The sequence below is a fragment of the Pseudoramibacter porci genome, from assembly GCF_009696145.1.
GTDB lineage: Bacteria > Bacillota > Clostridia > Eubacteriales > Eubacteriaceae > Pseudoramibacter > Pseudoramibacter porci.
The window spans coordinates 1-23,469 of record NZ_VUMO01000002.1; the positions used below are offsets into that span (position 1 = coordinate 1).

The window sequence follows — 23,469 nt, forward strand, 5'->3', positions numbered from 1 at the left end:
GATGGCGGTACTGCCTGCTTAAGATGCTGAGCTCAGCGTACTTGTCTTCTGCGATTTGAAAGGCACTTAACTGATTCCAGCGCGCCAGACCGTATTCTGCGATTTTCATCGCGTCAACCTTGTCGGTCTTAACGCCGCGAATACTGAAAGTTCTGAAGCGCTTCATTGCCAGAGGATTGACGACGGCTACGAAGTAACCCTGCTCCTGTAAATAGATCGCGACTTGAAGGTGATAAATGCCGGTTGCTTCCATCACGACTTTAACCTCGTTCTCACCTTTGGGGATTTGATCGATAAATTGTTTTAATCCATATGTCGTGTGTTTAAACGTGATTGGCCCTTCGACGATTTCGCCATCTGACTTTAAGATGCATGCTGTGCTCTTGCCCTTTGAAATATCAATACCTACGCTGATCATCTCGACCTCCAAAAATAAGTAAGATTTGCAGCTGTTCCAACCACACTTATTACCGCTCATTTTAGCGCGTAACACGGAAGCTATTGTTCCAACCTGCTTAATCGAGTTTCTATAATAAGGGACTGGCTGACTGTTTTTATGTCGGATGCAATGACCCAAAAACCCGCACGTCAGGCCAGCTGCTTCCCCTATTATATAAAAATAAGTGCAGCAGGATGAGAATTTCTTCTCTGTCTTGCTACACTTATATGGTACTAAAATCCGCCTACTGGCGGAAATGTTTTGGTTGAATCGGTTTAGCCGATCGCGGCAGCGGCCCATTTGTCGTCGATGACCCATTCTTTGCCGTGGCGGATGGCGCCGTGCTGGACGGTCACCGCCTCGTCAAGGCGTTCGTAAAGCGCCTCGTCGATGGTCGCACTCGTGAGAACCTCGCCGCCCTTTAACACGTCGAGGTATTCCTTCCCGTCGTCGCTGTAGCCGTCGTAGCGGATGGCGTCGTAATCGAGATCCGGATAAGTGTCCGCGACAGTGTGCGCCAGCAGATGTTTGTAGACTTCGACGGTGCGGTCGTCCCGGCCGGCATCAAAAATGCGGATTTTTTCGATGAAATCGTGGGGCATCGTCACAATCCGATAAATGTAGTGGTGATTTTTGGGGTCGGCCTTGCCCTTGTTAAAAATCTCCCGGGTCTTCTCAACCGCCTCTTCGTCGACGAGGTAGATCATGATTTGCTGTTCCATCTCGTGATACAGACACGGGTAGCTCACCGGCGTCTCCGCTCCGCATTTCGGGCAGCGGAAGCGGAAGACCGAACCATCTCGGAAGGCCTCCTTCATTTCCGGGTTTTCTGTCGTGTTGATACTCTGCCAAATGGTAAAGGCGCTGGCGCGCCCGCACACCGGGCAGGTCACGTTCGCCTGCTGCTCAATGGACATAGCGGTCTCCTCTCTTTTCGTGATTTTGCTTATTATTCTACCACAGTTTTGTGCCGATCTGCCAAAAAGAAAAAAGGATGCGCCGCGTAAATTTTTCGCGAAACATCCTAATTTTTAGGCGTCAGCCCACTTCTGATAATTGGCCGTCTTCCATTTTGTAGATCCGGTCCACAAGGTCCAGCACTCTGGCGTCGTGGGGCACCATGACCGCGCCCTTGCCGCGCTTGTGCGCCTCCATCCGGATCATTTCCACCGCGTGCCGGCCCCGTTCGGAATCCAGAGAGGCGGTGGGTTCGTCGGCCAGGATCAGGTCGCCGTCCGAGGCGAAGGCTCTGGCAATCGCCACACGCTGTCTTTCGCCCCCGGAAAGTTTAGCCGGGAACTGATCGATGACGTGTTCGATGTTTAATTCCCGGAAAAGCTCCCGAACCGTTGCGTCATCCGTCTGCATCAGCACCGACAGCTGCTCTCCCGCCTTGAGGTAAGGCAGCAGCTGATGATTTTGGAAGATGAAGCCAATTTTCTCCCGTCGGATAGCTGTCCAGCGTTTTTGGGGCAGGTCCGAAACCTTTTGCCCGCAGAGGAAAATCTCGCCTGCATCCGCCGACAGCATCATCCCCGCAATGTTGAGCAGCGTGCTTTTCCCGCAGCCCGAAGGGCCGACGATGGCCACAAACTCCTCGGCCGCGACATCCAGGTCAACGTGGTTCAAAACCATTCTGCGCGACGGCCCGTCCGCGTAGGATTTGACAATATCCTTTAAGGTCAAGACTGTGTTTTTCACTGAAAATCACCTCCAATAATGCTGGCCGGATCGATTTTGCCGACCCTGGCCACCGTGGCCAAACTGCCCAGAACCGAGATCGCTACAAAAGCGCAGAGCACCAGCGCCACTTGCTGGGCTTCGAGAAAAAAGGGCATCGTTGCCGGAAGCGCTGCGCTCATGCCGGCGGTCAGTGCAGCGGCGATCAGCGCGCCGCTGGCCGCGATGGTGATCACCTGACAGAGAATCATCCCCACCAGCCTGCGCATGGGGACGCCTATGGCTTTCAGCACACCGTATTCCTTCTCTTTCTGGAGGTTGATCACAAAGAAAAAGATCCCGATGATCATCGCGGTGATCGCCACGAGGAGCCATTCCACCATGGTGATGGTCATCTGTTCCGCCTGATATCCCGGAATGGCCTTGATCACTGCGGCCTTGGTGTAGACTTTGGTCCCGGCGATGGCGCCGCGGGCCTTTCCCTTGAGGGCCGCTCCGTGGACCGTGTTCTGAAAGGCGGGATTGGCCGCTTTCATGATGGCGCGGTAGGTATCGGTCGACATATAGGCGGCGGCAATGTGGCCGTACATAGCGTCTTGCGTAAAACCGACCACCTTTAATTTTATTTTTGACGCCGAATCTTCGATGGTATCGCCCACCTCGATGCCGGTGCTCTCAAAATCGTCGTCGAGCACGATGGTGTTCTTTTCAGTTGTCAGTTTTTTCCCTTGGGTGACCTTTGGCGACAAAAAGCCATCCGGATCGATGGCGAAATACGTGACGTCCTGCTTGTCGCCTTTATTGCCTTTCTGGAGATAGGTCCGCTGAACGTCAATGGGCGTGGCCTTGTCCTTGTATTTATTTTGTACGGCTGTGTATTCATCTGGCGTCAGATTCGAGACCGTCAGGATCTTTTCCGAGTCATCGCTGAGAATAAATCGGTCCGCCGGCATGTTGTCAACACTAGAGGAGACCGCTCTTCCCAGACCTTTCACCAATCCGGACAGAAAGATCACCATAAACATCATCAAAATGACGATGACCTCTACCAGAAGGTATTTTTTCCAATTGTGCCGCATTTCTTTCCAAGCTAATTGCATATTGTCCTCTTTTTGTTTTGTCTTTAATTTCAGAAAGAACAAGCCCGCATCATTGTGCGGGCCTAATGGTTGATTCTGTTTTTTCGCCTTGCATCTCGATCACGGCTTTGTCCAGCAGCGATTTCAGAACGCGGACCTCATCCTCCGAAAGCTGTACACAATTTTGCACAGCCTCCGGAATCTGCCGGGCTTGTGCCTTCAACTGTTCTCCGGCCTCCGTCAGGGAGATGAAAAGCGTCCGCTCGTTCGCCTCCGGCCGCGTGCGCCGCACCAGTCCCTGCTTTTCCAGACGCTTAAGCAGCGGGGTCAAGGTCCCGGAGTCTAGGAAGACCCGTTTCCCCAGCTGCCCGACCGTCATGCCGCCGTACTCCCAAAGGGCCATCATCACCACATACTGGGTGTAGGTCAGTCCCAAGGGCTTCAGCGGTTTTCTGTACTGCCGCACCACTTCTTTAGCACAGACGTAGAGCGGAAAGCACAGCTGATCTTCCAGACAGAGCTGGTTTGGCGCCTGCTTCTGGCGCTCAGCTGGCGAATGCTTCTGCAAAGCGCATGGCCTCTTGCTGATTTTTTTCAGAAGGCTTGCCGCGGAAATAGAGAGTCTGTTCTGCCACAGGGATGCCTTTTTCGTTCAACGCCGCCTTGATCAGGGCAATGGCGTGTTTGGATACCAAGGAGGTAGAAAAGACGACCGCCTTTTTCACCTGATCCTTTTTTAAGGTGTCTAAATAAGCCTTCAGATGTTCGTCGATGCCGTAGGCGTACAATGCGCCGCCGATGAAGAGCACGTCCACCGGCTGCGTCAGCGCCGCCTGGCTGTCGTCTACGGCGACCGCCTTCACGCCCATTGCCTTGGCAATGGCTTCTGCCACCAAGCGCGTATTCCCAGATCTCGAATAATATCGAACTGCACTGTTCATCTGCCGCTCTCCTTCCTCAGAGCTGCTGGACCAGCCAGTTTTCTTTACCGATGCACGCGATCAAATCCAGCTGCGCTTCTCCCCAGAACATATCTTCTTCTTCATCTTCGTAATATTTTGTGAGGATATCGTATGTTTTGTAATCCTGCCGGGCGGCCTCGATCAGCGCGCTCAATCCTTCCAGGCCGTCCTTGGATACCTGCAGATCGTATTTGACCCATTCCACCGGATCTTTGCAAAGGGGCGCCGCTTCCTTGGCTTCCAGCTTGACATCACATCCCAGATCAATGAGCCGATCGGCACATTCCTGAACGTAGCCGCGTTCTTCTTCTGCGTGAGCTGCGTATTTTTCAGCCAGCTTGCTAAAACCTTCTGACGCGAAGATCCGAGACTGCAGGACGTGGCCATCTGCCTGCTGTGAGAGCTGAGAAACGATCATCTGTAATCCTTCTGCAACGACTTTTCTGTTTTCCATTTTGTTTGACATGATAAAATCTCCTTTTCGTATATTTGCCTGCTTCGTTTTTCTATTTTGAAAAATTTAATTGCACACAACTTATATGGTTATTTTATCCGGATCCTCAAATTTATCAATTCAGAACAGCCGTCTTTTCTCTCACAATGAGAGAACACTATAAATTTCTCTCAAAAGAATCGAGCAGATAGGGTTTCAACGGCTCGGGAAGGGCCTCAACAATGAGCGCTGCCAGACTTTCCGCATTATAAGAAGACGAGCCGGTCAGCCACTTCCACCAAATCTGTCCCAAACCGTAGCAGAAAAAATGAATCATAAAAGAGAGCCGCTCGTCCATTTCTGCCTGATGCGTCTTTTTGGCCACCTCCCCCGAAAGAATCCCGATGTTGATGTCGCACATGTTTTCTACAAAAGAGTCGTGACCGCTGGTGTGTTCAAAGAGATTTTTCATATACTGCCGCTGGCTGTAGAGATAGCGGCAGCCCTCCGTCACCGAATCTTTCCAGGGGCGCGCCTCTTTTTGAAGCCCTGCCATGATCTGCCTGCAGTGTTCGGCGTAGTCCCAGGCCATGAGATCGTATTTGTCCCGAAAATGCCTGTAAAACGTCACCGGCGAATAGTCGCAATTATCTGCGATTTCCTGAATCGTAATCTTGTTCACGGCCTTGGTCTCAGCCAATTCCCTGAAGGAATCCGCCAGAATCTCTTTCGTCGTTTTCCGTTTCATTTTTTTGCGCCGCCTTTTCTGTGTTTCAATTTCCCTGTTATTTTATCACAAGATCACGGCAGCCCAAACAAAAAGCGAAGCCTGAAATTCAGACTTCGCTTTTTGATTTTGATCGATTGTGTCTTACGCGTCGGCCTTGGCGTGGCTGACCTTGTTTCGGTTAAAATCCCGGTCGAAAACCCGGGAGATGGATTTGTAAACTACGAAGGTGATCGCGCCGTTGAGCGCCGCTTTAATCAGGTTGAACGGAATGATGACCGGGACGATCATCGCCGCCACCGCTGCTCTCGGTGTGCCCATGAAAATCGGGGTCATCACCAGGTTCCAAGCGACCATCACGGCGGTCATGGTCAGGGTTCCGGCGATCAGCGCCGCGACCGCGCCGCCCTTTGTGTGGTGCTTCACGTAAATCAGTCCGGCGACGACGACATAGCTGCCCGTCGCAAAGAAATGCATCATAATGCCGATGATCCCGCTGGAAGCCGAGACCGTCAGCCCCTGAACGATGCAGGCCACGGCGGTGATGATCAGACCGGCGCCCGGCCCGAACAAGAAGGTGCCGACGAGAATCGGAATGTCCGCCGGATCGTATTCCAAAAACGGGGCGGCCGGCATGATCGGGAAATGGATCAAATAAACCAGCAGAACCGACATCGCGACCAATACCGCGAGATGTGCCAAAAAATGCGTTTTGCGCTGTGCTTTCATGTGAATGCTGCCTCCTTAGGAGTCTGCCCCGGGGTCTTTCGCGCGTAAAAAAAGTCCTGAAAATAAATAATTATTTTCAGGACGAGTCAAACACACACTGACCGTTTCTTTCATCCGGACTATACCGTCGGTTCTGGATTCACACCAGATCTGCCCAAAATGGCTCGCAGACTCGCATTTCGCATCACTGCCGGTGGGGAATTGCACCCCGCCCTGAAACAGACTGTTATTTTATTTGCCTCTATTATAACCTCGCGCGCTTACCTTGTCAACAGTTCATCGCGTGCCAGCAGATTGGTCCGTTCGTCGCCGCTGAACAATTCAATCGCCTTGTCGTAGTCGGCGTCCGCCACCTTCAGGATGATGATCGCGTTGTCGGTATTTTTCGGCAGGAAGGAATACGCGTAAGCGATACTGATGTCCGCACCGCCGAGAACTTCGACGATGCTGGCCATGCCGCCCGGTTCGTCCGGCACTTCGACGGCGAGCACCTGGGTTTCATTGGCCATGATGCCGGCCCCCTTTAAAGCCGCCATGCCCGCGTCCGAATCCTGAAGAATCAGGCGCAAGAGGCCGAAATCTTCCGATTCGGCGATGGTCAGTGAGCGGATATTGACCTTGGCGCCGGCCAGGGTGCGCAGCACTTTGGCTAACTGTCCTTCCTGATTTTGCATAAAAACTGAAACCTGTCTGATCATATGACTACCTCCTCAGATTTTCCGCAGATCCTTGACCCGTTTGGCCTTGCCTTCAAAACGTTCCAAGCTCTTCGGTTCGACCAGGGTGATCTTCGATTTAATCCCGATGATCGAATGCACTTCGTGTTCGATTTTCGCTTTTAATTCTTCGAGGGCGTTGATGGAATCGAGGTTGAAGTCTTCTTTGAGTTCCACCTTGATTTCCAACTGATCCCGCGAGCCTTCCCGGGTGACGACCAGCTGATACTGCGGTTCGACGTAGCCGGTTTCGAGCAGCGCGTGTTCGATCTGGGACGGGAAGACGTTGACGCCGCGGATGACCATCATATCGTCGGTGCGGCCCTTGAGTCTGGCGATACGCCGGTGAGTGCGCCCGCATTTGCACGGTTCCGGAATGATGCAGGTCAAATCGCGGGTGCGGTAACGAATCAAAGGCATCCCTTCCTTGGTGAGGGTCGTGATGACCAGTTCCCCGGTTTCCCCGTCGGGCAGCACGTCACCGGTTTCCGGATCGATGATTTCGAAATAGAAGAAGTCTTCCCAGAAATGCAGCCCGTCCTGTTCCGGACATTCGATGGCCACGCCCGGTCCGCAGATTTCGCACATGCCGTAAATGTCGTAGGCCTTGATATTGAGCAGGGATTCGATGTTTTTGCGCATGTTTTCCGACCAAGGTTCCGCGCCGAAGACGCCGGCTTTCAACGGCAGCGCCGATGTGTCGACGCCTTCATCGCGCATGCTTTCTCCGAGGTATTCGGCGTAAGACGGCGTACAAGTGAGCACCGTCGCCTTAAAATCCTGCATCAGCATGATCTGGCGCTGGGTGTTGCCGCTGGACATGGGGATGATCGACGCGCCCATGCGTTCGGCCCCGCCGTGAATCCCCAGACCGCCGGTGAACAGCCCGTAGCCGTAGGCGTCGTGGATGACCGAATGGGCATCGGCGCCGATGCCGGCGAGCCCTCTGGCGACACATTCCGCCCACATCGACAAGTCGTTGTGGGTGTAGCCGTCACAAACCGGCTTGCCCGTCGTCCCGGAAGAGACGTGCACCCGGGCGATCTGGCTCAGAGGCTCGGCCAAAAGCCCGTAGGGGTAATTGTTGCGCAAGTCGTCCTTTTCGGTGAACGGTAGTCTTCGGATATCGTCGAGGGACTGGATATTTTCCGGCCCGACGTTCATCTCCTGAAATTTTTTGCGGTAGAAGGGCACGTTGGCGTAAACCCGGTCCACTGTTTGTTTCAGCCGGACCAGCTGCAATTCCTTGAGCTGCTCCTGAGGCATGGTTTCAAATGTTTCGTTCCAGTATTTCAATGGAAAATCCTCCTGCATGGGTTTTAACCTTTTACTTTATCATAGCTAAGCTATTAGAAAACTATATGTTATTTTATCATGTTTTCAGTGGTATTTAATAATAAATTATACTTATTTTTCGCTCGTTGTTTCATCTTTCTAGAAATTGTATAGCAAAAGTATAGCACAGCTATAGCAGCTATAGCACTAATTTATTGCAATGGTTAAAGTCCGTTTGTTTTCGCGCGCGGGTAGAGGTTGGGGGTCGTGTTTCGCGACACCCTCCGGGGGGGTCTAAAACGGACACCCCTTTGCCGCTATTTTCACGCGCGCGGGGGTCTGTTTCTAAGTCCTCAAAATAAGGAGTTAGAAAATGCCCCTTTCACACCCACGCGGGGACGTGGTCGCAAATTGCGATCGCGTCCGAAGTCGGCAAAATACCGAATTAGAAAGTATTCCACACACACGCGTGGCAGGGTTGCGCTCTCTTTTAGGGGCTCGCAAATCTCGCAACGCTCTTTTTGGGCGTCCGGTTTGTCCGGATCATGATCTATAAAAACATCTTTGATAACGCTTTATAAAGATTACTAAGCGCCCGATCTGACCGATACTTAAGCGCCCGGCTTTTGCTCAAGTGATTTTTTAGCGCGTATTCATGACCCGCGTTACCGATACAGAAACGACCATTTCCGGAAAATAAATAATTAAAATTAAAACATGCCGCGCCGGATCGGCGCGACACTTTGTTATTCATCCTTCAAATTCGGGCAAATCTGAATAATTGATTTTGTGATAAAAACCAACTAAAAAACCGATAACTTGAATTGATCCATCGATTAAGAAGGCGCTTATAATGTCCGGTGTAAGATACCTTAACACGGCCTTTTCTTCATTCGGAAAAACAACGGCGCATGTTTTCCCGGCCTTTAGTTTTCCATCATCCTTCAAACAAGCGATATCGCCCGCCTTTATTCCCGCGCCCTCTAATAAATCATCTTCAACGGGTAAATAATAGTCTGTGTCCATCATACCATTGACTTTTTTGTATTTCTCTATGCTCATCATTTTGTTATCCTTATCATCCGTACAACAACACCAATTATAAAAATCTCGTGCAGCTTAAAGGTCTTTTCAGCGTAACAGGGATTACGCGGTTTTAACGTTATTGTGCCGTCTTTATTTTTAAAAATCGTTCTTAGTGTTGCGTCGCAATCATTGACACGCACAACGGCGTCTTTTCCGCTTTCACAATCGTGCTTATTCGATATAAAAATAATATCCCCATCCTCGTATTTGGGATACATTGAATTACCGGAAACGTTAAATATTAACGGGCTGTTGACGATTCTAAAAATCGGTATTCTATACTTCATTTCAAACCTCTATTATTGGACGTCCTGACGATCCGCCGCGTCCTTACTCTCTTTTAGGGACTCCGAAATCTCCGGATACTTGTCTTTAGTTAGAGGTGTGCCCGTTTCAGTAATTCCCAACATGTTAAACAATGCCGCCTTTGGTGCTTTGCCTCTTAACGTGATATAGCCTTGCTTGTGAAGCTCGTTATTAACTTGTTTAATAAGATTATAGGCTTTGCTTTCTTTAACGCCTGTAATGGCCATTACGTCCTTGACGGTGCAATAATAATTAATCATTGTTACTCCCTTCGTGATTCTTTTCAATTCGGCTTATCTGAAGTATAATAAATACAACAGATAAGCCTTAAAAGGTTGTTTTTTGTTATTGGATTGATGTTTCTTTTGATCTTTTACATCAATCCATTTTTTTATTTATATTTATTAATTTGATCTTCTAAATAGCTTTTAGCCCTTTCCTTTCCGATCGCATCAAGTTCTTTGTTAAGCTGCCTTATTCCGTCCTTATCAAAGGTCGAACAATCAAATTTAATTCTCATATACAAATTAGCATGTATTCCTATATCCGGATCACATAGCCATTTATACAAGTCTTTATTGACATCGTAATTTTCTTTCATGCTGTTTTCTATTGGTTTAATCATGCGCTTTCGATCTTCTCGCGCTTGCCGGTACTTCTTTAAGTTCGTGATGCTGATTGAATTTGATATTATCACGTCACTTAATATCTGTTTCTTGATATCGTCCGGAAATTCTTCAAGCTTCTTTTGTATGATCTTAATAATTCCCGGATCGGTGTTTGCTCCTTTCTTCGCTCTTATTCTCATATAGCGCTCAAAATAATACTCTAATTCTGGATCATCATAAAAATGATATTTATTGATATTGCTATATTCGTCTCTCATTTGTCATTTAAAATTCTAAATCTTGAAGTTCATTCTCTCCTGTTCTTTCTGTTTGTTCCCATAGTTTGAATAATGCTTTCCAGCTCTTAATAATTTGGCCGTTTTTATCTGTCCACCCCCTTGTTTGGTTGTAATAATAGAATCGGTCAGGTTTTACCTTACTATTTCTATTTTTCGCGTATTGCTTAACCTCATCTAATGACGGTATTAAATTCGTGTCAGTAGTAGTGGTAGTAGTTTCTTTTTCTGTCGCGTCTCTAATACCTATAATATTTAGAGAACTACCACTACTACTACTACTTAATTTATTTACTTTATTTATTTTTTTATTTATTACCCCAGTTCTATTATTTTGTTGTTTTAGTACTGGCTCAGTACTGGCTCTGTTCTGGTGCTGTTCTGTTTTTGTTCTGCTTAAATTGGTTTTTGTAACTGCCCGCGACCGTCCTATAGTTGGATCAATTCCGTTTTTAACTGTTTCGATCATCTGGCAATAGAGCATTTTTTCTTTTCTGTCCAAAATATCCGGGTTGCATTCATCATCTTCTGTATTTGTCCACCATGCCGCGACCGTATCAAGCACCTTATTGAACGTTTTACGATCTAACAGGCCAACCCTTACATTATTGACAATGTCCGCTCTAACCATAAAAGCTTGATATTCACTATGATTATTAATGAATTCGTGATACTCCTCATCTGTGTATTTACTCATCTTGTTTCTCCGTTGGCTGAACGATGATATTTAACACATCGGTGTCTAATGCTTTTGCCAACTTTCCAACGGTTTTTGGACTAGCACTCTTTTTATTTAAGATGTTGCTATACGTTCCCAATGGAATATTAGCCCCTTTCTTCATGCCGCCAATTTCCATGACGTCCTCAACATTTAAAAAGTATTCGTTCAAATTATCACTTCCTTTCATGAATCAGCTAAAATTATTAGCTCTCTTTTTCTTATTTTCTATATTTTAGCTTATTTTATTGGCTATTTCAATATTGTTTTAAATAATAGCTCTTTTTATTAGCTATTAATAAATAATTTTGTTATAATTCTTTTAATGTTTATTATTAATTAGAGGTTGCTTATGTCACAATTCGGAAAAATGCTTTATAGAATTCGTAAAGGGGGGAAAATGTCGCGCGACTTTTTAGCCGATTTAAGCGGCGTTTCGCGTGCCTCTATTCAACGATACGAGACAAGCGACGCCTTACCGGGTAAAGAAACGTTTGAAAAACTTATCAACGCTTTATCGCTTACTAATAAAGACGAGGCCGATTTAAGGGCGGCTTATCTTCTTAGCCATTTCCCAGAAAATTTTGAGACTGTTAACGATTGGATTAAATTCTTAGCAAGTAACGACTCAGTAAACGCGCTAGAAGAAAATAAATCCGTAATCATTAACAAGCTTGATCTGTTAAATGATCCCGGCCTTGAAAAGGTCAATGATTACATCGACGATCTAACAGAAATAGACAAATACAGGAACGATAAATAATAGAGGTGCTTGTTATTTCAATTCTTTTGCGTAAATTAGCGATTTAAATTAATTTTAGGTGTAATTATATATGTCAATCAAGAAAGACGATAAAACAGGCCTCTATACTTTGCAATTTTACTATCGTGACCACAACGGCAAAAGGCACCACCCTAAGAAAACCGGATTTAAACGTAAGAAGGACGCGGAAGCCTATCACCGTGATTTTATGGCAAGGGTTGCCGGGTCTTCCGGTTTAACTTTTAAGGCTGTAACTGCCCTGTATTTGAAAGATGTTAAAGCAAGGGTAAAGCCCACCACTTACGCCAACAAAAAAACAATTATTAAGAATCATTTACTCCCTCATTTTTCAGACGTTTTAATCGACGATATAACCCCCGCAATGATAAGGGACTTTCAGACCGATTACATGTTAAATTCTGGGCTAAAAGGAACGACATTACACCTTATTGGCATACAGTTAAATGCTATCTTTAATTTTGCTGTGAAGTTTTACGGTCTTGAAAAGAACCCGGGAACGCTTGCCGGATCAATGGGAACGCAAAAGGCGGGGCGTATGGACTTTTACACGCCCGAAGAATTTAATAAAGTGCTTTCATGCGTTGACGATCCAACAGACAAAACACTTATTTATTTTCTGTTTTGGTCTGGTTGTCGAATCGGTGAAGCGTTGGCGCTAACTTGGAATGATTTTGACCTTGAAGAAAATTCCGTGTCTATAACAAAAAACTATCAGATGATAGAGGGGCGCGAATATATCAGCACGCCGAAAACGCCGAAAAGCAAGCGCATTATTTTACTCCCTCAATTCGTTATTGACCGGATCAAGGAATATAAGGGCAAGTTGTACGGATATCAACCGGATCAAAGATTATTTAAGCGATATAAAGAGATAGTCGCGTATAGATTTCACAAAGCCGCGGACTTGGCGGGCGTTCGTCGTATTCGCTTACACGACCTTAGACACTCTCATGCCTCTATGCTTATTAATTTGGGTGCTAGTCCCTTGCTAGTCGCTGCCCGCTTAGGACATGACAGCGCCGAAACGACATTAAAAATTTATTCTCACCTGTTCCCAGATGAACAAGAAAAAATTCGCGGTTTACTTGAAAATTTTTGCGAAAAAATAGAAAAGTCAAAAAATATATAGCAAAAGTATAGCAGCTAAAAACAGAAAAAGCCCTAAAAGCCAATTAATATAAGCTTTTGAAGGGCTTTTTTTGCTTTATCATAGCAAATAAAAAAACGGACTGTCAAGGGACAGCCCGATGAATCCAACGATTAATCCGCTATTGATGAAATACACGCTGGCGGACCTTGTCCACCGGCATGTCCTGCCCGGTCCAGAGTTTAAAGGCCAGCGCCCCCTGCCAAAGCAGCATGCCGAGGCCGTCAAAGGTCGTGCATCCGGCCGCCTGCCCCATTTTGAGAAAAGCGGTCGCAAGGGGGTTGTAGACAAAATCCGCCAGAACCGGCTTGTTTTTTAGCAAAGCCGCGTCCGTCAGGATGCAAGTCTCCGGATTCGGCGCCATGCCAAGTTTGGTCCCGTTGACCAGCAGATCCGCTGCCACAATTTGTTCGGCGGCCGCCCTTTCATCTGACAGTGCAAAGGCGCGCGCGTCGCAGGCAGTACTCGACGAGATCAGATCGGCCAGCATCGCGGCCTTGCCCGGGGTGCGGTTGACGATTGACAAGGCTGCCGCCCCGTCGAGGGCCAGCTGCACGGCAACGGCCCGCGCCGCGCCTCCCGCACCGAAGAGCACAACCCGCTTGCCTTTGACGTCAAAGCCACGGGCCCTCAGCATCGCGGTGAAGCCGGCGCCGTCGGTGATGTGGCCAGTCAGATGGCCGTGATCGTTGACAACGGTGTTGACCGCCCCGACGATCGCCGCCGCCTCGGACAGCGAGTCGCACAGGCCGCACATGGTCGTCTTGTGGGGCATGGTCAAATTCCACCCCTTGGCGTCCAGGGTGACCAAGCCCTCAACGGCCTTCTTCAGCTGATCCTCCGCCACGTCAAAGGCCAGATAGGTCGCGTTGATCCCGGTGGCTTCAAAGGCCGCCGTGTGGATAGCCGGCGAAAATGAATGGTGAATGGGATGCCCGAGCACCCCGTACAACGCGGTGTTGCCGTCGTTCATGTGATCTTCTCCTCAATCAACCAATTCCGGTTCTGCGTCCGGATTGGGAATTTCCGTCCCGGTGCGGTGATCCAGCCCCTTTTCAATGGTCAGATCGGGGTTCTTGATGAACACCCGGGAGCACGCGGGAATGGGCTCCGTGATAAAACAGTTGCCGCCGATGATCGTGTCGTGGCCGATGACGGTCTCGCCGCCGAGCACCGATGCGTTGGAATAAATGGTGACCCGATCACCGATGGTCGGGTGACGCTTCTTGCCCTTGAGCCGCTGCCCGCCGCGAGTCGACAGCGCGCCGAGGGTCACCCCTTGATACAGTTTGACGTAATCGCCGATTTCCGTGGTCTCCCCGATGACAATGCCGGTGCCGTGATCCATGAAGAAATACTTGCCGATCACCGCCCCTGGGTTGATGTCGATGCCCGTCCGGCTGTGGGCGTATTCAGACATCATCCGCGGCAGAATCGGCACGTGCATCGTGTAGAGTTCGTGGGCCAGCCGGTACACCATCATGGTGAAGATCCCCGGATAGGTCAGCACGATTTCATCGAGATCGCTGGCGGCCGGGTCACCGTCGTAAGCCGCCTGAACGTCCATGGTGAGCATCTGGCGCACCTTCGGCAGACGGCTCATAAATTCACAGCTGATCGCCGAGGCCCGTTCGTCCAAAACCGCCGGTTCTTCCTGTTCTTCCTGGGGCCGGGTGTCGTTGGCGCGCAGCAGGGCCAGACGGATCTGGTGATGAAGCCGCTCCTCGATGGACATCATCAAATTGCCGATATAGTAGCGAATGGTGCAATTAAAAAGCTGCCGGTCGCCGTAATGCCGAGGATAAAATAATTTTCGAATTTCACTTAAAATTTCGATCATGGCACTGCGCTGCGGCAAAGCCGCTGACGTGTAGGAAATGTAGGCATTATCGTCCCGATAAATCTGCACCATCTCCTGGCTCAGCGTGTTGATCTGTTTGTTAAATGCTCTGCTCAAAATGAACTCCTCTCCCCCCGTATTTTTCGATATATACTCTATTTTAACGCGGACAGCGGGGTGCGTCAATTCAGTTAATTTTGTCAAAAGATAAAAACAACCCATAAAAAAATCTTCTCTGAAATAAAATACTTCAGAGAAGATAATGCGCTTAATAAACGATAACCGGTGTCCCCTGAGAGACATTGTTCCAGACAATGGCCACCTGTGCCGGCGGGGTGTTGACACAGCCGTGGGAGCCGTTGCCGCGGTAAATCGAGCCGCCGTAAGCGCCGCGCCAATAAGAATCGTGAATCCCCTGACCGCCGTTAAAGGGCATCCAGTAGGAAACCGGGGTCGAATAACCCTGACCCTTCAGCGTTGCGTGGCGTTCTTTGTAGGCAATGTAGTAGGCACCCGGCGTCGTGCCGTTGCCTTTGGTGACGTCGCCGGTCACCACCGCGGTGTCGACTACTTTTTTACCGTCCTTGTACACCCACATGTGCTGAGCACCGATGGACACCTCGACGTAGGAATCGCCGATGTCGTCGTAAGTGCTGTTGCGGACCTTGCCCTTTTTGGAATATTCCGGATCGCGGGTGATGACTTTGCCCGCTTCGATTTCCTGGGTGAGATTCTTAGCTTCCGCGTCGCGGTCGATGCGCCAGCCGTAATTGCCGCCGTTTACCGTGATCGTGCTGCCGCCAGTGGTCTTAAAGGTGTGTTTGCCGTAATAGGTGTTCGTTTTGTAGGCCAGATCGTAGAGATACTGCTTGAGCTGGGTCTGATCGATCTGGACGTTCATGTTGTCGTCCACCGTCAGCCACGGGCCGAACACGCTTTTGTCGATGACGACTTTGTCGCTGCCGAAAGTGTAGGTGATTTCGGCTTTTAACATTTTGCGCATTTTGGCTGCCGCCTGCTTCACTTTTGGAGAATTCGCCGTGTATTTCGGCTGAACGTAGCAATTTTCGGCCTTCAAATCGATGGTGCTGTCACCGGTTTTAATGGCGCCAATGATCAGTTTTTTGAGCTTAGTCTGATCGACCGTACTGCCGGGGATCTGATCTTCGATGACGATTTTGCCGTTTTTGTAAACCGGCTGCGCATTGCGCGCGGCCTCCACCTGACTGCCGGATACCTGGAACAAATGGCGAACCAGATAATCGACTTTATCCTTGTCGTAGGCAATGGCGGAGTGGTTCTCTGTCTTCGAGAACAGATGCACCGGCCATGCGAGGCTGTTTTGATCTGCCAAAATGCGCTTTACACGGCTCTTGCCCTGATAGGAAAGCCCCAGCGCGGTAGCGGTGATTTTTTCTGTTTCGCCCTTGCGTCCCTTGAGGGCGACGCTATAGGTGTCGGCACGGTTTTCCAGGGAACTGCTGATGTCCGAAACCGTCTTACCCGACGCGGCGAGACCGTTAATGGCCGTGTTCGGGAAGAAATGATAGTGATAATATACAGCAAATGCTGCGTAAATGATAGCGAGAACGGCTATCACAGTCCCGATGATCTTGACTTTCGGCGCGACGCGGCGTTTATTGGCCTTTGCCTTTTTCTTTGGAGCTTCCGGCTGTTTTTCCGCCGCCTGCGCGGACTCAGACGCTTCTGCTTCAGCCGCTTCTGGAGTCGTTTCGGCTGTTTCATCGCCGTCTGGCCCAGGGGCTGAAGCTTCCGATCTCACTTCTTTCGGCGCTTCGGCTTCGGTTGCCTGTTCCGCTTCTGCGGTTTCTACGGCCGGCTCAGCCTTTGCTTCGTCTTCAGATTTTTCGTCTGATATTTCAAGCGCTGTTTCTTCTAATTCTTCGGCTTCAGATTGATCGTCTTCAGCTGACTCGTCCTGTGTGGCGTCCGGATCCGTTTCTGAAACGGCCGCCTCTTCGGGCTTAGCGGCTTCATCTGTGTCAGCTTCACCCTTTGCCGCAAAGACCTCGTCAATTTCTGCAGCAAGCTTCGATTCAGCTGACGCTTCAACGGCTTCCCCCTGCGGTTCAGGCGCGTCCGTGCTGGCCGAATCCCCTTCATCCTCAGATTTTTCGTCTGACTCCAAATCTTCTGAATCTGCGTCTTCTTCCGGCACGGATGCTGAAGTTTTTGCGTCCACTTCAGCGGCACTGGCGTCGATGGCGTCTTCTGCCGTTTCTTCGGACGCTTCGGGCTCAGCGGTCACATCTGTGGATGCCGTGTCATCTTTATTTTCATCTTTTTCGTCATCTTCGTCCTCACCTTCGGCGATTTCGAAGCTGCGTTCCCGGAGCCGTTCGTTCACGATTTCTGTCGGGTCCTTTTCTTCCGAGACGGCTTCGGCTTCAACCGGCGCTTCGGAAGAGGCTTCAGCGTCTTCTGCCGTCACATCGTCTTCCCACACGTCCTCGTCGAAAGCCGGTTTGATTTTCGGCGAGGACCCTGCATCTGCTCTTTCGAACAAACCGCCTTTTTTTTCATTTTCTTGTGACATAGTTTTCCTTATTCTTTATTTTTTATTCTAAATCAAATGATGCCTGAATCGCCGTCACAGCGCGTTTGACGTCGTCGTTTTTAACGACACAGGACATCGCGATTTCCGAGGTGGTGATCATTAAAATCTGAATGTCGTTCTCTGCGAAAACCCGGAGGTATTTGGCCGCGACGCCCGACTGCGTGCGCATGCCGATGCCATGGAGGTTTAACCGCGTGATCTGTTTGTTGACGTTGATGCTCACTTCCGGGAAATCATCGCCAAGGTTGTTGGCAATGTCCCGGACCTTGGCCAGATCCCGCTCCGGCACGATGACTGAAACGTCGTAAGTTTCACCCACCGGCGCCGTTCTCGAAATCACGTTGACGTTGACAGATGCCGCAGCCAAATCGTCGAGAAGGCGGGTCATTACATATTCGCCAAAGGGCACGTTATGCAGGGTGATCAATAAACTTTCGCAGTCGATGGACAGCGAATCTACTGGATGTTCTTCAATATTAATCATTTCGCACCTCTTTTATAGTTCAAAGCCATCGGCCACCGCCATGACTACCCGTTCCTTGGCTTCTTTCGGAATCATGCAGGAGATCCGGATATCTGACGTCGTGACCATGAGAATCGGGAACTGCTGTTCGCAGAGCAGCGCAAAGAATCGGCTCGCGACACCGCTGTGCAGTTTCATGCCGCTTCCCACGACGGACAACTTGACCGTATCGTCGCGAATGGTCACCTCTGTGCCTTCGTATTCTGCCTGAAATGCCGGCAGCACCTTGCCAAGCAAATCGCGGTCTTCTGTAGAAAGCGAGAAGGATATGTGCATCTTGTCGTTGATGGGCTTCGTCTGACTGATCATGTCGACATTAATGCCCGCTTCAGCTAAGTCGGCAAAAAGTTGTGCCGCGACATCTGAACGGTAGGGCACGTCTTTGATCGAAACCATCATTTCGTCGTCGTAGACCGCAAGCCCGGTGATGTCCTTGGCCTGCTGATCGATATTCGAGGTGATGAGGGTGCCCGGCACCTTGTTAATGCTGGACGCGACGAGAATGTCCGCGTTGTATTTTCGGCCAAGCTCGATGGCTCTCGGATTCATGACGCCGGCGCCAAGACTCGCCATTTCGAGCATTTCGTCGTAGCTGACCACGTCGAGCTTCTTTGCAGGCGGGTACAGCCGCGGATCGACACCGTAAATCCCGTCGACGTCCGTATAGATTTCGCAGGGACAGCCGAGTACGACCGACAGCGCAACCGCTGACGTATCCGAACCGCCGCGGCCAAGGGTGGTGATATCGTCATTTTCGTTGACGCCCTGGAAGCCGGCGACGATGACGATTTTATCCTCGTCCAGCGCCTCGACGATTTTCGTCTTGTCCACGTCCATAATTCTGGCGCGGCCGTGAAGGCCTTCGGTCTTGATACCGACCTGCGGACCGGTAAAGGAGATGGCCTTGTAGCCCATTTCATCGAGTGCCATTGAGAGCATCGAGATGGAAACCTGTTCCCCTGTGGCTAACAGCATGTCCATTTCCCGCTTCGGCGGTTTTTCGTTGACCGCGTAGGCCATTTCGACGAGATGATCGGTACTCTTGCCCATTGCTGAAACGACGACGACCATCCGGTTGCCCTGTTCCTTTTTCGCGATGATACGTTTCGCGACATTCTGGATCCGGGCAATCGTCCCCATCGACGTCCCACCGTATTTTTGAACGATCGTATTCATAGGTGATTCCTTGTTCCTTTTATAGATTTTCGATTGGTTTTTTCTATTTTATAGATAAAAAAGCGGACTGTCAATTAGACAGCTCGCTTCTTTATAATGTAAATGACTTCTATCTATTATCTTTTATTTTTCTTACGCCTGCGCATGAATGACATCGCTCATATCGAACAGGCCGTTTTCCTGTTTGATCAAGAAACGGGCAGCCTTCAGGGCGCCGTTGCCAAAAATCTTTCTCGAAAGCGCCGTATGCTTAATTTCAACGAGTTCGTCGTCACCGGCGTAAAGGGCCAGGTGCACGCCGGAAATGGTGCCGCCGCGAATGGCGGAAATGCCCATTTCGTCTTCGGTGCGCTTGCAGTCCCGGCCGTGACGGCCGTAGGTGTAGCGTTTCTTCGGCAAACCGGCTGCTTCGAGACCGTCGTTGACGGCATCAGCTAAGAGCAGCGCCGTGCCGCTCGGCGCATCGACTTTGCGGTTGTGGTGCGCTTCAACCAATTCAATATCGTAATCGGCGAGCACGCTGGAAATCTGCTTTAAGACGTCCGCCATCACGTTGATACCGAGGGACATGTTTGCCGATTTGAATATCGGGAAGGTTTTCGATTTTTCAGCAATGGCCTTTTCGTCGTCGTCGCTGAGACCGGTGGTCGCAACCACCAGCGGCAGGTGGCGTTTTTCGGCGAAAGCCAGCACCTTCGGGAAGGCTGAAAAATGAGAGAAGTCGATGATCACATCGGCCTCTTCTGTACACTGGTCGAAATCCGCGTAAATCGGGAAATCTGCGCTGGTGTCTGCGGCCTTGTCGAGACCGGCGACGATGGTGAAATCATCAGCAGCCGCAGCGCAATCCGCAACGACTTTTCCCATATGTCCGGCAGCGCCGGATAAAATCATCTTAATCATCGAGAAGTCCTCCATAAGCTTTCATGACCTCAACCATCCGCGACTGCGCAGCTTCAGTCATCGGGACCAGCGGCAGACGAAGAACGCCTGAATCCAGACCCATGAGTTTCATCGCGGCCTTGACCGGGATCGGATTGTTTTCATAAAACATTGCCCGGTTCAGCGGATTGATCGCCAGGAAAAGCTTCCGGGCTTCGTCCATGCGGTCCTCGACACAGGCCATGGCCATGTCGTGAACGGCCTTCGGCGCGATATTTGCGGTGACAGAAATGACGCCCTTGCCGCCCAGCGCGATAATCGGCAGGGTCTGATCGTCGTTGCCGCTGTAGACGTCGAAGTCGTCGTCCCGGGTCAATTCGATCACTTCCGCAATCTGACTTAAATCGCCGCTGGCTTCCTTGACCCCCTGGACAGTCGGCAGTTTCGCCAAACGGGCGATGGTCGCCGGCAGGATATTGGAGCCGGTGCGGCTCGGCACATTGTAGACAATTAACGGAATGTTGGTATTGTCCGCGACGGCTTTAATGTGCTGGTAAATCCCTTCCTGGGTGGTTTTGTTGTAATAGGGATTGATGACCAGCGCCGCGTCAGCGCCAATGGATTCGGCGAACTGGGTCAGCGACACCGAATAGCGGGTGTCATTGCTGCCCGTTCCGGCAATGAAGGGAATCCGCCCGTCAATGTATTCAGCGGAAGCCTTGAGCACATCGCGGTGTTCTTCGTCGCTGAGGGTCGCACCTTCGCCGGTGGTCGCGCAGATCAAAAGCGCGTCGGTGCCTTCTGCCACATGGCGGTCGATATTCGCTTTTAAGCCGTCATAATCGACGGTGCCGTCTTCATGAAATGGGGTGATCATGGCAACACATGATCCCGTAAAGATTGTAGACATATTTCTCCCTCCTATACTTTTAAATAGGCTCAGCCCTGGTACTGGTCGTGGACCAGATCCTGTTCGACCAGGGATTCTGCGATCTGGATCGCGTTGGAGGCGGCGCCTTTTCTAATGTTGTCGCCGACGCACCAGAAGTTAAATCCATTGTCGATCGAGAAATCGCGGCGGATTCGGCCGACGTAAACTTCGTCGTGGCCTTCCGCTTCGATGGGCATCGGGTAAATATTGTGTTCCGGATCGTCGCGCAGAATGACGTTCTGGAAGCTGCCCATGCAGTCCTGAAGTTCTTTGACCGATTCAAATGGCTTTTTCAGCTCGACGTTGATGCTTTCGCTGTGGCCGTAGAAAACCGGAACGCGGGCGGTCGTCGCCGTAATTCTGATATTGTCGTCGTGCAGGATCTTATGGGTTTCATTGACCATCTTCATTTCTTCTTTGGTATAGCCGTTTTCGAGGAAATCGTCAATGTGCGGCAGGATATTGTACGCGATCGGATACGGGAATTTCTTCGGCGGCACGCCGTTGACGCCGTCCTTCAAATCGCGGAAGCCCTGCACCCCTGCGCCGGAAACAGCTTGGTAGGTCGAGTAGACAATGCGTTCAATGCCGTATTTGTCGTAGACCGCCTTCAGCGGCAGCATCGCCTGAATGGTCGAGCAGTTTGGGTTCGCAATAATATTGTGATGCCATTTCAAATCTTCTGGATTGACTTCCGGAACAACCAGCGGTACATCCGGATCCATCCGCCAGCAGGACGAGTTGTCGACGACGATGACGCCGCGTTTCGCCGCTTCCGGCGCGAATTTCTTGCTGGTGCCGCCGCCAGCCGAGAAGATCGCCAGATCGATGTCCTTATCAAAGGATTCCGGTGTGGTTTCTTCAACGGTATATGTTTTGCCGGCAAATTCGATCTCTTTGCCCGCTGAACGTGCGGATGCCATCGGATAGAAATGGTCCACCGGGAAATTTCTTTCTTCCAGCACGCGGCACATCATCTGACCAACGAGGCCAGTGGCCCCAACAACAGCAACATTATACTTTTTCACAATGATCCTCCTTCAGATCTTTTGTCATAAAAAAAGCCAGTATAGAGATACCGGCATCACAAAAGTTCGAAACCAACATGGATTCCCAAACATTTGACAGCGCTCCGCCGACCGGCGACAGTCCTGGCGATGTTTTCGACAGGCCCAGAACCACAGTCAGCAGGTAGGGCGGCTCTTCGGCGTTTTTCCCTTTCCCCGCCGTTCCCTTCGCCCTGATGCGATCCTGACGGGTACTGATGAAAGACGCACCTCTATCTTTGTTTTTTTTATATAAAAATTTGCTGGTTTTTATTGTATCAAAAAGCCAATGGTTTGAAAAGAGAAAAGTCAAATAAAAAAGCAGCGGTTCACCAGGCCGCTGCTTCAAAGAGATGGTTCCATTCCTTTTTAAAGCAAATGGAAAGAGGAATGAATTAATGAAGGTTAAATAGAAAGGATCCATTCGTCAAACCGACCTCTTTCGTGTCTGTTGTAACGCCGCTTCGTCTTGGCACTTTAAATCGGGAGAGCCAAAACTAATCACTGTGCCGGTCTTCTGACTTCGCGATCTCATCAGCGCTCCCTTCCCGCCTTTCAGCAGTGGCTATGAGCGCGCATTTCGCGTTACAGCTGCGATTTACAGTACAGGTCTTTCACCTGTTTCCCTTTACCCACAGGATCTTTTTTATTTAACTAATATAATTATAAAATATTCTCACAGAAACGTCAATCCATTTGAGAAAAGGTCTCAAATTTACATATTTTCGACCGCTTCGGCCATGACCTTTGCAATATCGTCGCGAATGACCAATTCTGCCTTGGAGTCCGCCGACGTCGCCGATTTATTGATTTCGACAAGGTGTTTGCCTCTGAAGTAATTGATCAAGCCGGCCGCCGGGTAGACGATTAAGGATGTGCCGCCGACGATGAGCGTGTCTGCCTTTGAAATAGCATCCACCGCACCGTTGATCTGTGCCGGATCCAGCGCTTCTTCGTAAAGCACGACGTCGGGCTTGACTATCGCGCCGCATTTTTCACATTTTGGCACCCCCAGCTGCGCCATGACCCATTCGTCGTCGTAAAACGCGCCGCATTTCGTGCAGTAATTGCGCTTGACCGAACCGTGAAGCTCAAAGACGATTTCGCTGCCTGCCTTTTGATGCAGGCCGTCGATATTCTGCGTCACCACGGCCTTGACCTTGCCCATCTTTTCAAGTTTGGCCAATGCGATGTGGCAGCCATTGGGCTCCGCCTTGGGATAGACCATCTTGTCCCGATAGAAACGGTAAAATTCCTCGGTGTGATTGACGAAAAAACTGTGAGAGACCATTTCCTCCGGCGTGAAAGTCGCATTGAGCTTTTGGCTGTAAATGCCGCCGGCCGATCTAAAATCTGGAATACCGGAAGCCGTTGAAACGCCAGCCCCGCCGAAAAAGACGATGTTGTCGCTTTCTCTCAAAATATTGGTTAACTTTGAAATATCTGATGCCATTGAAAAACCCCCTTTTGTTTTTATTATACGCCTGTTCTTTGCCAAATGCCAACCA

Annotated in this window: 28 protein-coding genes and 3 riboswitches; of the genes, 2 read left to right on the plus strand and 26 right to left on the minus strand. The window is 50.0% G+C overall.

The window, feature by feature from the left end:
• The 17 genes from FYJ52_RS10010 to FYJ52_RS01835 form a co-directional block, all read right to left on the minus strand.
• The coding region (locus tag FYJ52_RS10010) for an IS110 family transposase (protein ID WP_205960730.1) at positions 1-418 on the minus strand (418 nt) is incomplete at its 3' end.
• A gap of 296 nt (positions 419-714) precedes the next feature.
• Entirely contained in the window at positions 715-1,356 is a 642-nt protein-coding gene (locus FYJ52_RS01760) for a CpXC domain-containing protein (RefSeq protein WP_154575547.1), read from the minus strand.
• Positions 1,357-1,477: 121 nt separating this feature from the next.
• A complete protein-coding gene (locus FYJ52_RS01765; protein ID WP_328598744.1) occupies positions 1,478-2,140 on the minus strand; it encodes an ABC transporter ATP-binding protein in 663 nt (220 codons plus the stop codon).
• Complete coding sequence (locus FYJ52_RS01770; protein ID WP_154575548.1) at positions 2,137-3,219, minus strand: ABC transporter permease; 1,083 nt, start codon at positions 3,217-3,219, stop codon at positions 2,137-2,139. The genes FYJ52_RS01765 and FYJ52_RS01770 overlap by 4 nt, the downstream gene beginning before the upstream one ends.
• 49 nt (positions 3,220-3,268) lie before the next feature.
• Complete coding sequence (locus FYJ52_RS01775) at positions 3,269-3,766, minus strand: MarR family winged helix-turn-helix transcriptional regulator (protein WP_154575549.1); 498 nt, start codon at positions 3,764-3,766, stop codon at positions 3,269-3,271.
• Positions 3,744-4,139 (minus strand): flavodoxin family protein, encoded by a 396-nt coding sequence (locus FYJ52_RS01780; protein ID WP_154575550.1) that lies wholly within the window; start codon positions 4,137-4,139, stop codon positions 3,744-3,746. Before FYJ52_RS01780 ends, FYJ52_RS01775 begins: the two co-directional genes overlap by 23 nt.
• A gap of 16 nt (positions 4,140-4,155) precedes the next feature.
• Positions 4,156-4,626, minus strand: coding sequence for a ferritin-like domain-containing protein (locus tag FYJ52_RS01785; RefSeq protein ID WP_154575551.1), 471 nt, complete (start codon positions 4,624-4,626; stop codon positions 4,156-4,158).
• A 145-nt stretch (positions 4,627-4,771) separates the two neighbouring features.
• The gene (locus tag FYJ52_RS01790; RefSeq protein WP_154575552.1) at positions 4,772-5,341 is read right to left on the minus strand and encodes a TetR/AcrR family transcriptional regulator C-terminal domain-containing protein; all 570 of its coding nucleotides are present in this window, start codon (positions 5,339-5,341) and stop codon (positions 4,772-4,774) included.
• Positions 5,342-5,464: 123 nt separating this feature from the next.
• Complete coding sequence (locus tag FYJ52_RS01795) at positions 5,465-6,049, minus strand: ECF transporter S component (protein ID WP_154575553.1); 585 nt, start codon at positions 6,047-6,049, stop codon at positions 5,465-5,467.
• A gap of 98 nt (positions 6,050-6,147) precedes the next feature.
• Positions 6,148-6,274, minus strand: a riboswitch (FMN riboswitch).
• 35 nt (positions 6,275-6,309) lie between these two features.
• Complete coding sequence (locus FYJ52_RS01800; RefSeq protein WP_154575554.1) at positions 6,310-6,747, minus strand: ACT domain-containing protein; 438 nt, start codon at positions 6,745-6,747, stop codon at positions 6,310-6,312.
• Between the two features lie 12 nt (positions 6,748-6,759).
• Positions 6,760-8,061 (minus strand): phenylacetate--CoA ligase family protein, encoded by a 1,302-nt coding sequence (locus FYJ52_RS01805; protein ID WP_154575555.1) that lies wholly within the window; start codon positions 8,059-8,061, stop codon positions 6,760-6,762.
• Between the two features lie 729 nt (positions 8,062-8,790).
• Positions 8,791-9,105, minus strand: a complete 315-nt coding sequence (locus FYJ52_RS01810; RefSeq protein WP_154575556.1) for a hypothetical protein — start codon at positions 9,103-9,105, stop codon at positions 8,791-8,793.
• Positions 9,102-9,413 carry a S24 family peptidase gene (locus FYJ52_RS10320; RefSeq protein WP_154575557.1) on the minus strand — a complete coding sequence of 104 codons (312 nt, stop codon included), beginning with the start codon at positions 9,411-9,413 and terminating at the stop codon, positions 9,102-9,104. The genes FYJ52_RS01810 and FYJ52_RS10320 overlap by 4 nt, the downstream gene beginning before the upstream one ends.
• Positions 9,414-9,425: 12 nt before the next feature.
• On the minus strand, positions 9,426-9,692 hold the full coding sequence (locus FYJ52_RS10325) for a hypothetical protein (RefSeq protein WP_408003670.1): 267 nt from the start codon (positions 9,690-9,692) through the stop codon (positions 9,426-9,428).
• Positions 9,693-9,823: 131 nt separating this feature from the next.
• Positions 9,824-10,318: a hypothetical protein gene (locus FYJ52_RS01825; RefSeq protein ID WP_154575558.1), complete on the minus strand. Its 495-nt coding sequence runs from the start codon at positions 10,316-10,318 to the stop codon at positions 9,824-9,826.
• Between the two features lie 7 nt (positions 10,319-10,325).
• Positions 10,326-11,033 (minus strand): hypothetical protein, encoded by a 708-nt coding sequence (locus FYJ52_RS01830; protein WP_154575559.1) that lies wholly within the window; start codon positions 11,031-11,033, stop codon positions 10,326-10,328.
• Positions 11,026-11,226, minus strand: coding sequence for a hypothetical protein (locus FYJ52_RS01835; protein ID WP_154575560.1), 201 nt, complete (start codon positions 11,224-11,226; stop codon positions 11,026-11,028). The genes FYJ52_RS01830 and FYJ52_RS01835 overlap by 8 nt, the downstream gene beginning before the upstream one ends.
• Before the next feature lie 180 nt (positions 11,227-11,406).
• Between FYJ52_RS01835 and FYJ52_RS01840 the strand changes: the two genes are divergently transcribed.
• Both FYJ52_RS01840 and FYJ52_RS01845 read left to right on the plus strand, forming a co-directional pair.
• Positions 11,407-11,817 (plus strand): helix-turn-helix domain-containing protein, encoded by a 411-nt coding sequence (locus FYJ52_RS01840; protein WP_154575561.1) that lies wholly within the window; start codon positions 11,407-11,409, stop codon positions 11,815-11,817.
• Positions 11,818-11,887: 70 nt separating this feature from the next.
• Positions 11,888-12,967 carry a site-specific integrase gene (locus FYJ52_RS01845; protein ID WP_154575562.1) on the plus strand — a complete coding sequence of 360 codons (1,080 nt, stop codon included), beginning with the start codon at positions 11,888-11,890 and terminating at the stop codon, positions 12,965-12,967.
• Positions 12,968-13,106: 139 nt separating this feature from the next.
• On the opposite strand, the gene FYJ52_RS01850 is transcribed toward FYJ52_RS01845, so the two are convergent.
• The 9 genes from FYJ52_RS01850 to FYJ52_RS01895 form a co-directional block, all read right to left on the minus strand.
• On the minus strand, positions 13,107-13,958 hold the full coding sequence (locus tag FYJ52_RS01850) for a shikimate dehydrogenase (RefSeq protein WP_154575563.1): 852 nt from the start codon (positions 13,956-13,958) through the stop codon (positions 13,107-13,109).
• Between the two features lie 12 nt (positions 13,959-13,970).
• Entirely contained in the window at positions 13,971-14,942 is a 972-nt protein-coding gene (locus FYJ52_RS01855) for a serine O-acetyltransferase (protein WP_154575564.1), read from the minus strand.
• 151 nt (positions 14,943-15,093) lie between these two features.
• Positions 15,094-17,382: a L,D-transpeptidase family protein gene (locus tag FYJ52_RS01860; RefSeq protein ID WP_154575565.1), complete on the minus strand. Its 2,289-nt coding sequence runs from the start codon at positions 17,380-17,382 to the stop codon at positions 15,094-15,096.
• 22 nt (positions 17,383-17,404) lie between these two features.
• A complete protein-coding gene (locus tag FYJ52_RS01865; RefSeq protein WP_154575566.1) occupies positions 17,405-17,887 on the minus strand; it encodes an ACT domain-containing protein in 483 nt (160 codons plus the stop codon).
• Between the two features lie 12 nt (positions 17,888-17,899).
• A complete protein-coding gene (locus FYJ52_RS01870; RefSeq protein WP_154575567.1) occupies positions 17,900-19,102 on the minus strand; it encodes an aspartate kinase in 1,203 nt (400 codons plus the stop codon).
• A 132-nt stretch (positions 19,103-19,234) separates the two neighbouring features.
• Positions 19,235-20,005 carry a 4-hydroxy-tetrahydrodipicolinate reductase gene (gene dapB / locus FYJ52_RS01875; protein WP_154575568.1) on the minus strand — a complete coding sequence of 257 codons (771 nt, stop codon included), beginning with the start codon at positions 20,003-20,005 and terminating at the stop codon, positions 19,235-19,237.
• Positions 19,998-20,894: a 4-hydroxy-tetrahydrodipicolinate synthase gene (dapA, locus tag FYJ52_RS01880; RefSeq protein ID WP_154575569.1), complete on the minus strand. Its 897-nt coding sequence runs from the start codon at positions 20,892-20,894 to the stop codon at positions 19,998-20,000. Before dapA ends, dapB begins: the two co-directional genes overlap by 8 nt.
• A gap of 29 nt (positions 20,895-20,923) precedes the next feature.
• Positions 20,924-21,943: an aspartate-semialdehyde dehydrogenase gene (locus FYJ52_RS01885; RefSeq protein ID WP_328598745.1), complete on the minus strand. Its 1,020-nt coding sequence runs from the start codon at positions 21,941-21,943 to the stop codon at positions 20,924-20,926.
• Between the two features lie 89 nt (positions 21,944-22,032).
• A riboswitch (Lysine riboswitch) is annotated at positions 22,033-22,205 on the minus strand.
• A gap of 247 nt (positions 22,206-22,452) precedes the next feature.
• A riboswitch (cobalamin riboswitch) is annotated at positions 22,453-22,635 on the minus strand.
• Positions 22,636-22,676: 41 nt separating this feature from the next.
• Entirely contained in the window at positions 22,677-23,414 is a 738-nt protein-coding gene (locus FYJ52_RS01895; RefSeq protein WP_154575571.1) for an NAD-dependent protein deacylase, read from the minus strand.
• Positions 23,415-23,469: the final 55 nt, after the last annotated feature.

Excerpts from the sequence above, each read along its gene's own strand:
- FYJ52_RS01770 (WP_154575548.1), bottom strand. The coding sequence starts at position 3,219 with ATGCAATTAGCTTGGAAAGAAATGCGGCACAATTGGAAAAAATACCTT.
- FYJ52_RS01870 (WP_154575567.1), bottom strand. The coding sequence starts at position 19,102 with ATGAATACGATCGTTCAAAAATACGGTGGGACGTCGATGGGGACGATT.
- FYJ52_RS01790 (WP_154575552.1), bottom strand. The coding sequence starts at position 5,341 with ATGAAACGGAAAACGACGAAAGAGATTCTGGCGGATTCCTTCAGGGAA.
- dapB (WP_154575568.1), bottom strand. The coding sequence starts at position 20,005 with ATGATTAAGATGATTTTATCCGGCGCTGCCGGACATATGGGAAAAGTC.
- FYJ52_RS01860 (WP_154575565.1), bottom strand. The coding sequence starts at position 17,382 with ATGTCACAAGAAAATGAAAAAAAAGGCGGTTTGTTCGAAAGAGCAGAT.
- FYJ52_RS01825 (WP_154575558.1), bottom strand. The coding sequence starts at position 10,318 with ATGAGAGACGAATATAGCAATATCAATAAATATCATTTTTATGATGAT.
- FYJ52_RS01895 (WP_154575571.1), bottom strand. The coding sequence starts at position 23,414 with ATGGCATCAGATATTTCAAAGTTAACCAATATTTTGAGAGAAAGCGAC.
- FYJ52_RS10325 (WP_408003670.1), bottom strand. The coding sequence starts at position 9,692 with ATGATTAATTATTATTGCACCGTCAAGGACGTAATGGCCATTACAGGC.
- FYJ52_RS01800 (WP_154575554.1), bottom strand. The coding sequence starts at position 6,747 with ATGATCAGACAGGTTTCAGTTTTTATGCAAAATCAGGAAGGACAGTTA.
- FYJ52_RS01795 (WP_154575553.1), bottom strand. The coding sequence starts at position 6,049 with ATGAAAGCACAGCGCAAAACGCATTTTTTGGCACATCTCGCGGTATTG.
- FYJ52_RS01760 (WP_154575547.1), bottom strand. The coding sequence starts at position 1,356 with ATGTCCATTGAGCAGCAGGCGAACGTGACCTGCCCGGTGTGCGGGCGC.
- FYJ52_RS01840 (WP_154575561.1), top strand. The coding sequence starts at position 11,407 with ATGTCACAATTCGGAAAAATGCTTTATAGAATTCGTAAAGGGGGGAAA.
- FYJ52_RS10320 (WP_154575557.1), bottom strand. The coding sequence starts at position 9,413 with ATGAAGTATAGAATACCGATTTTTAGAATCGTCAACAGCCCGTTAATA.
- FYJ52_RS01810 (WP_154575556.1), bottom strand. The coding sequence starts at position 9,105 with ATGATGAGCATAGAGAAATACAAAAAAGTCAATGGTATGATGGACACA.
- FYJ52_RS01785 (WP_154575551.1), bottom strand. The coding sequence starts at position 4,626 with ATGTCAAACAAAATGGAAAACAGAAAAGTCGTTGCAGAAGGATTACAG.
- FYJ52_RS01850 (WP_154575563.1), bottom strand. The coding sequence starts at position 13,958 with ATGAACGACGGCAACACCGCGTTGTACGGGGTGCTCGGGCATCCCATT.
- FYJ52_RS01830 (WP_154575559.1), bottom strand. The coding sequence starts at position 11,033 with ATGAGTAAATACACAGATGAGGAGTATCACGAATTCATTAATAATCAT.
- FYJ52_RS01865 (WP_154575566.1), bottom strand. The coding sequence starts at position 17,887 with ATGATTAATATTGAAGAACATCCAGTAGATTCGCTGTCCATCGACTGC.
- FYJ52_RS01780 (WP_154575550.1), bottom strand. The coding sequence starts at position 4,139 with ATGAACAGTGCAGTTCGATATTATTCGAGATCTGGGAATACGCGCTTG.
- FYJ52_RS01845 (WP_154575562.1), top strand. The coding sequence starts at position 11,888 with ATGTCAATCAAGAAAGACGATAAAACAGGCCTCTATACTTTGCAATTT.
- dapA (WP_154575569.1), bottom strand. The coding sequence starts at position 20,894 with ATGTCTACAATCTTTACGGGATCATGTGTTGCCATGATCACCCCATTT.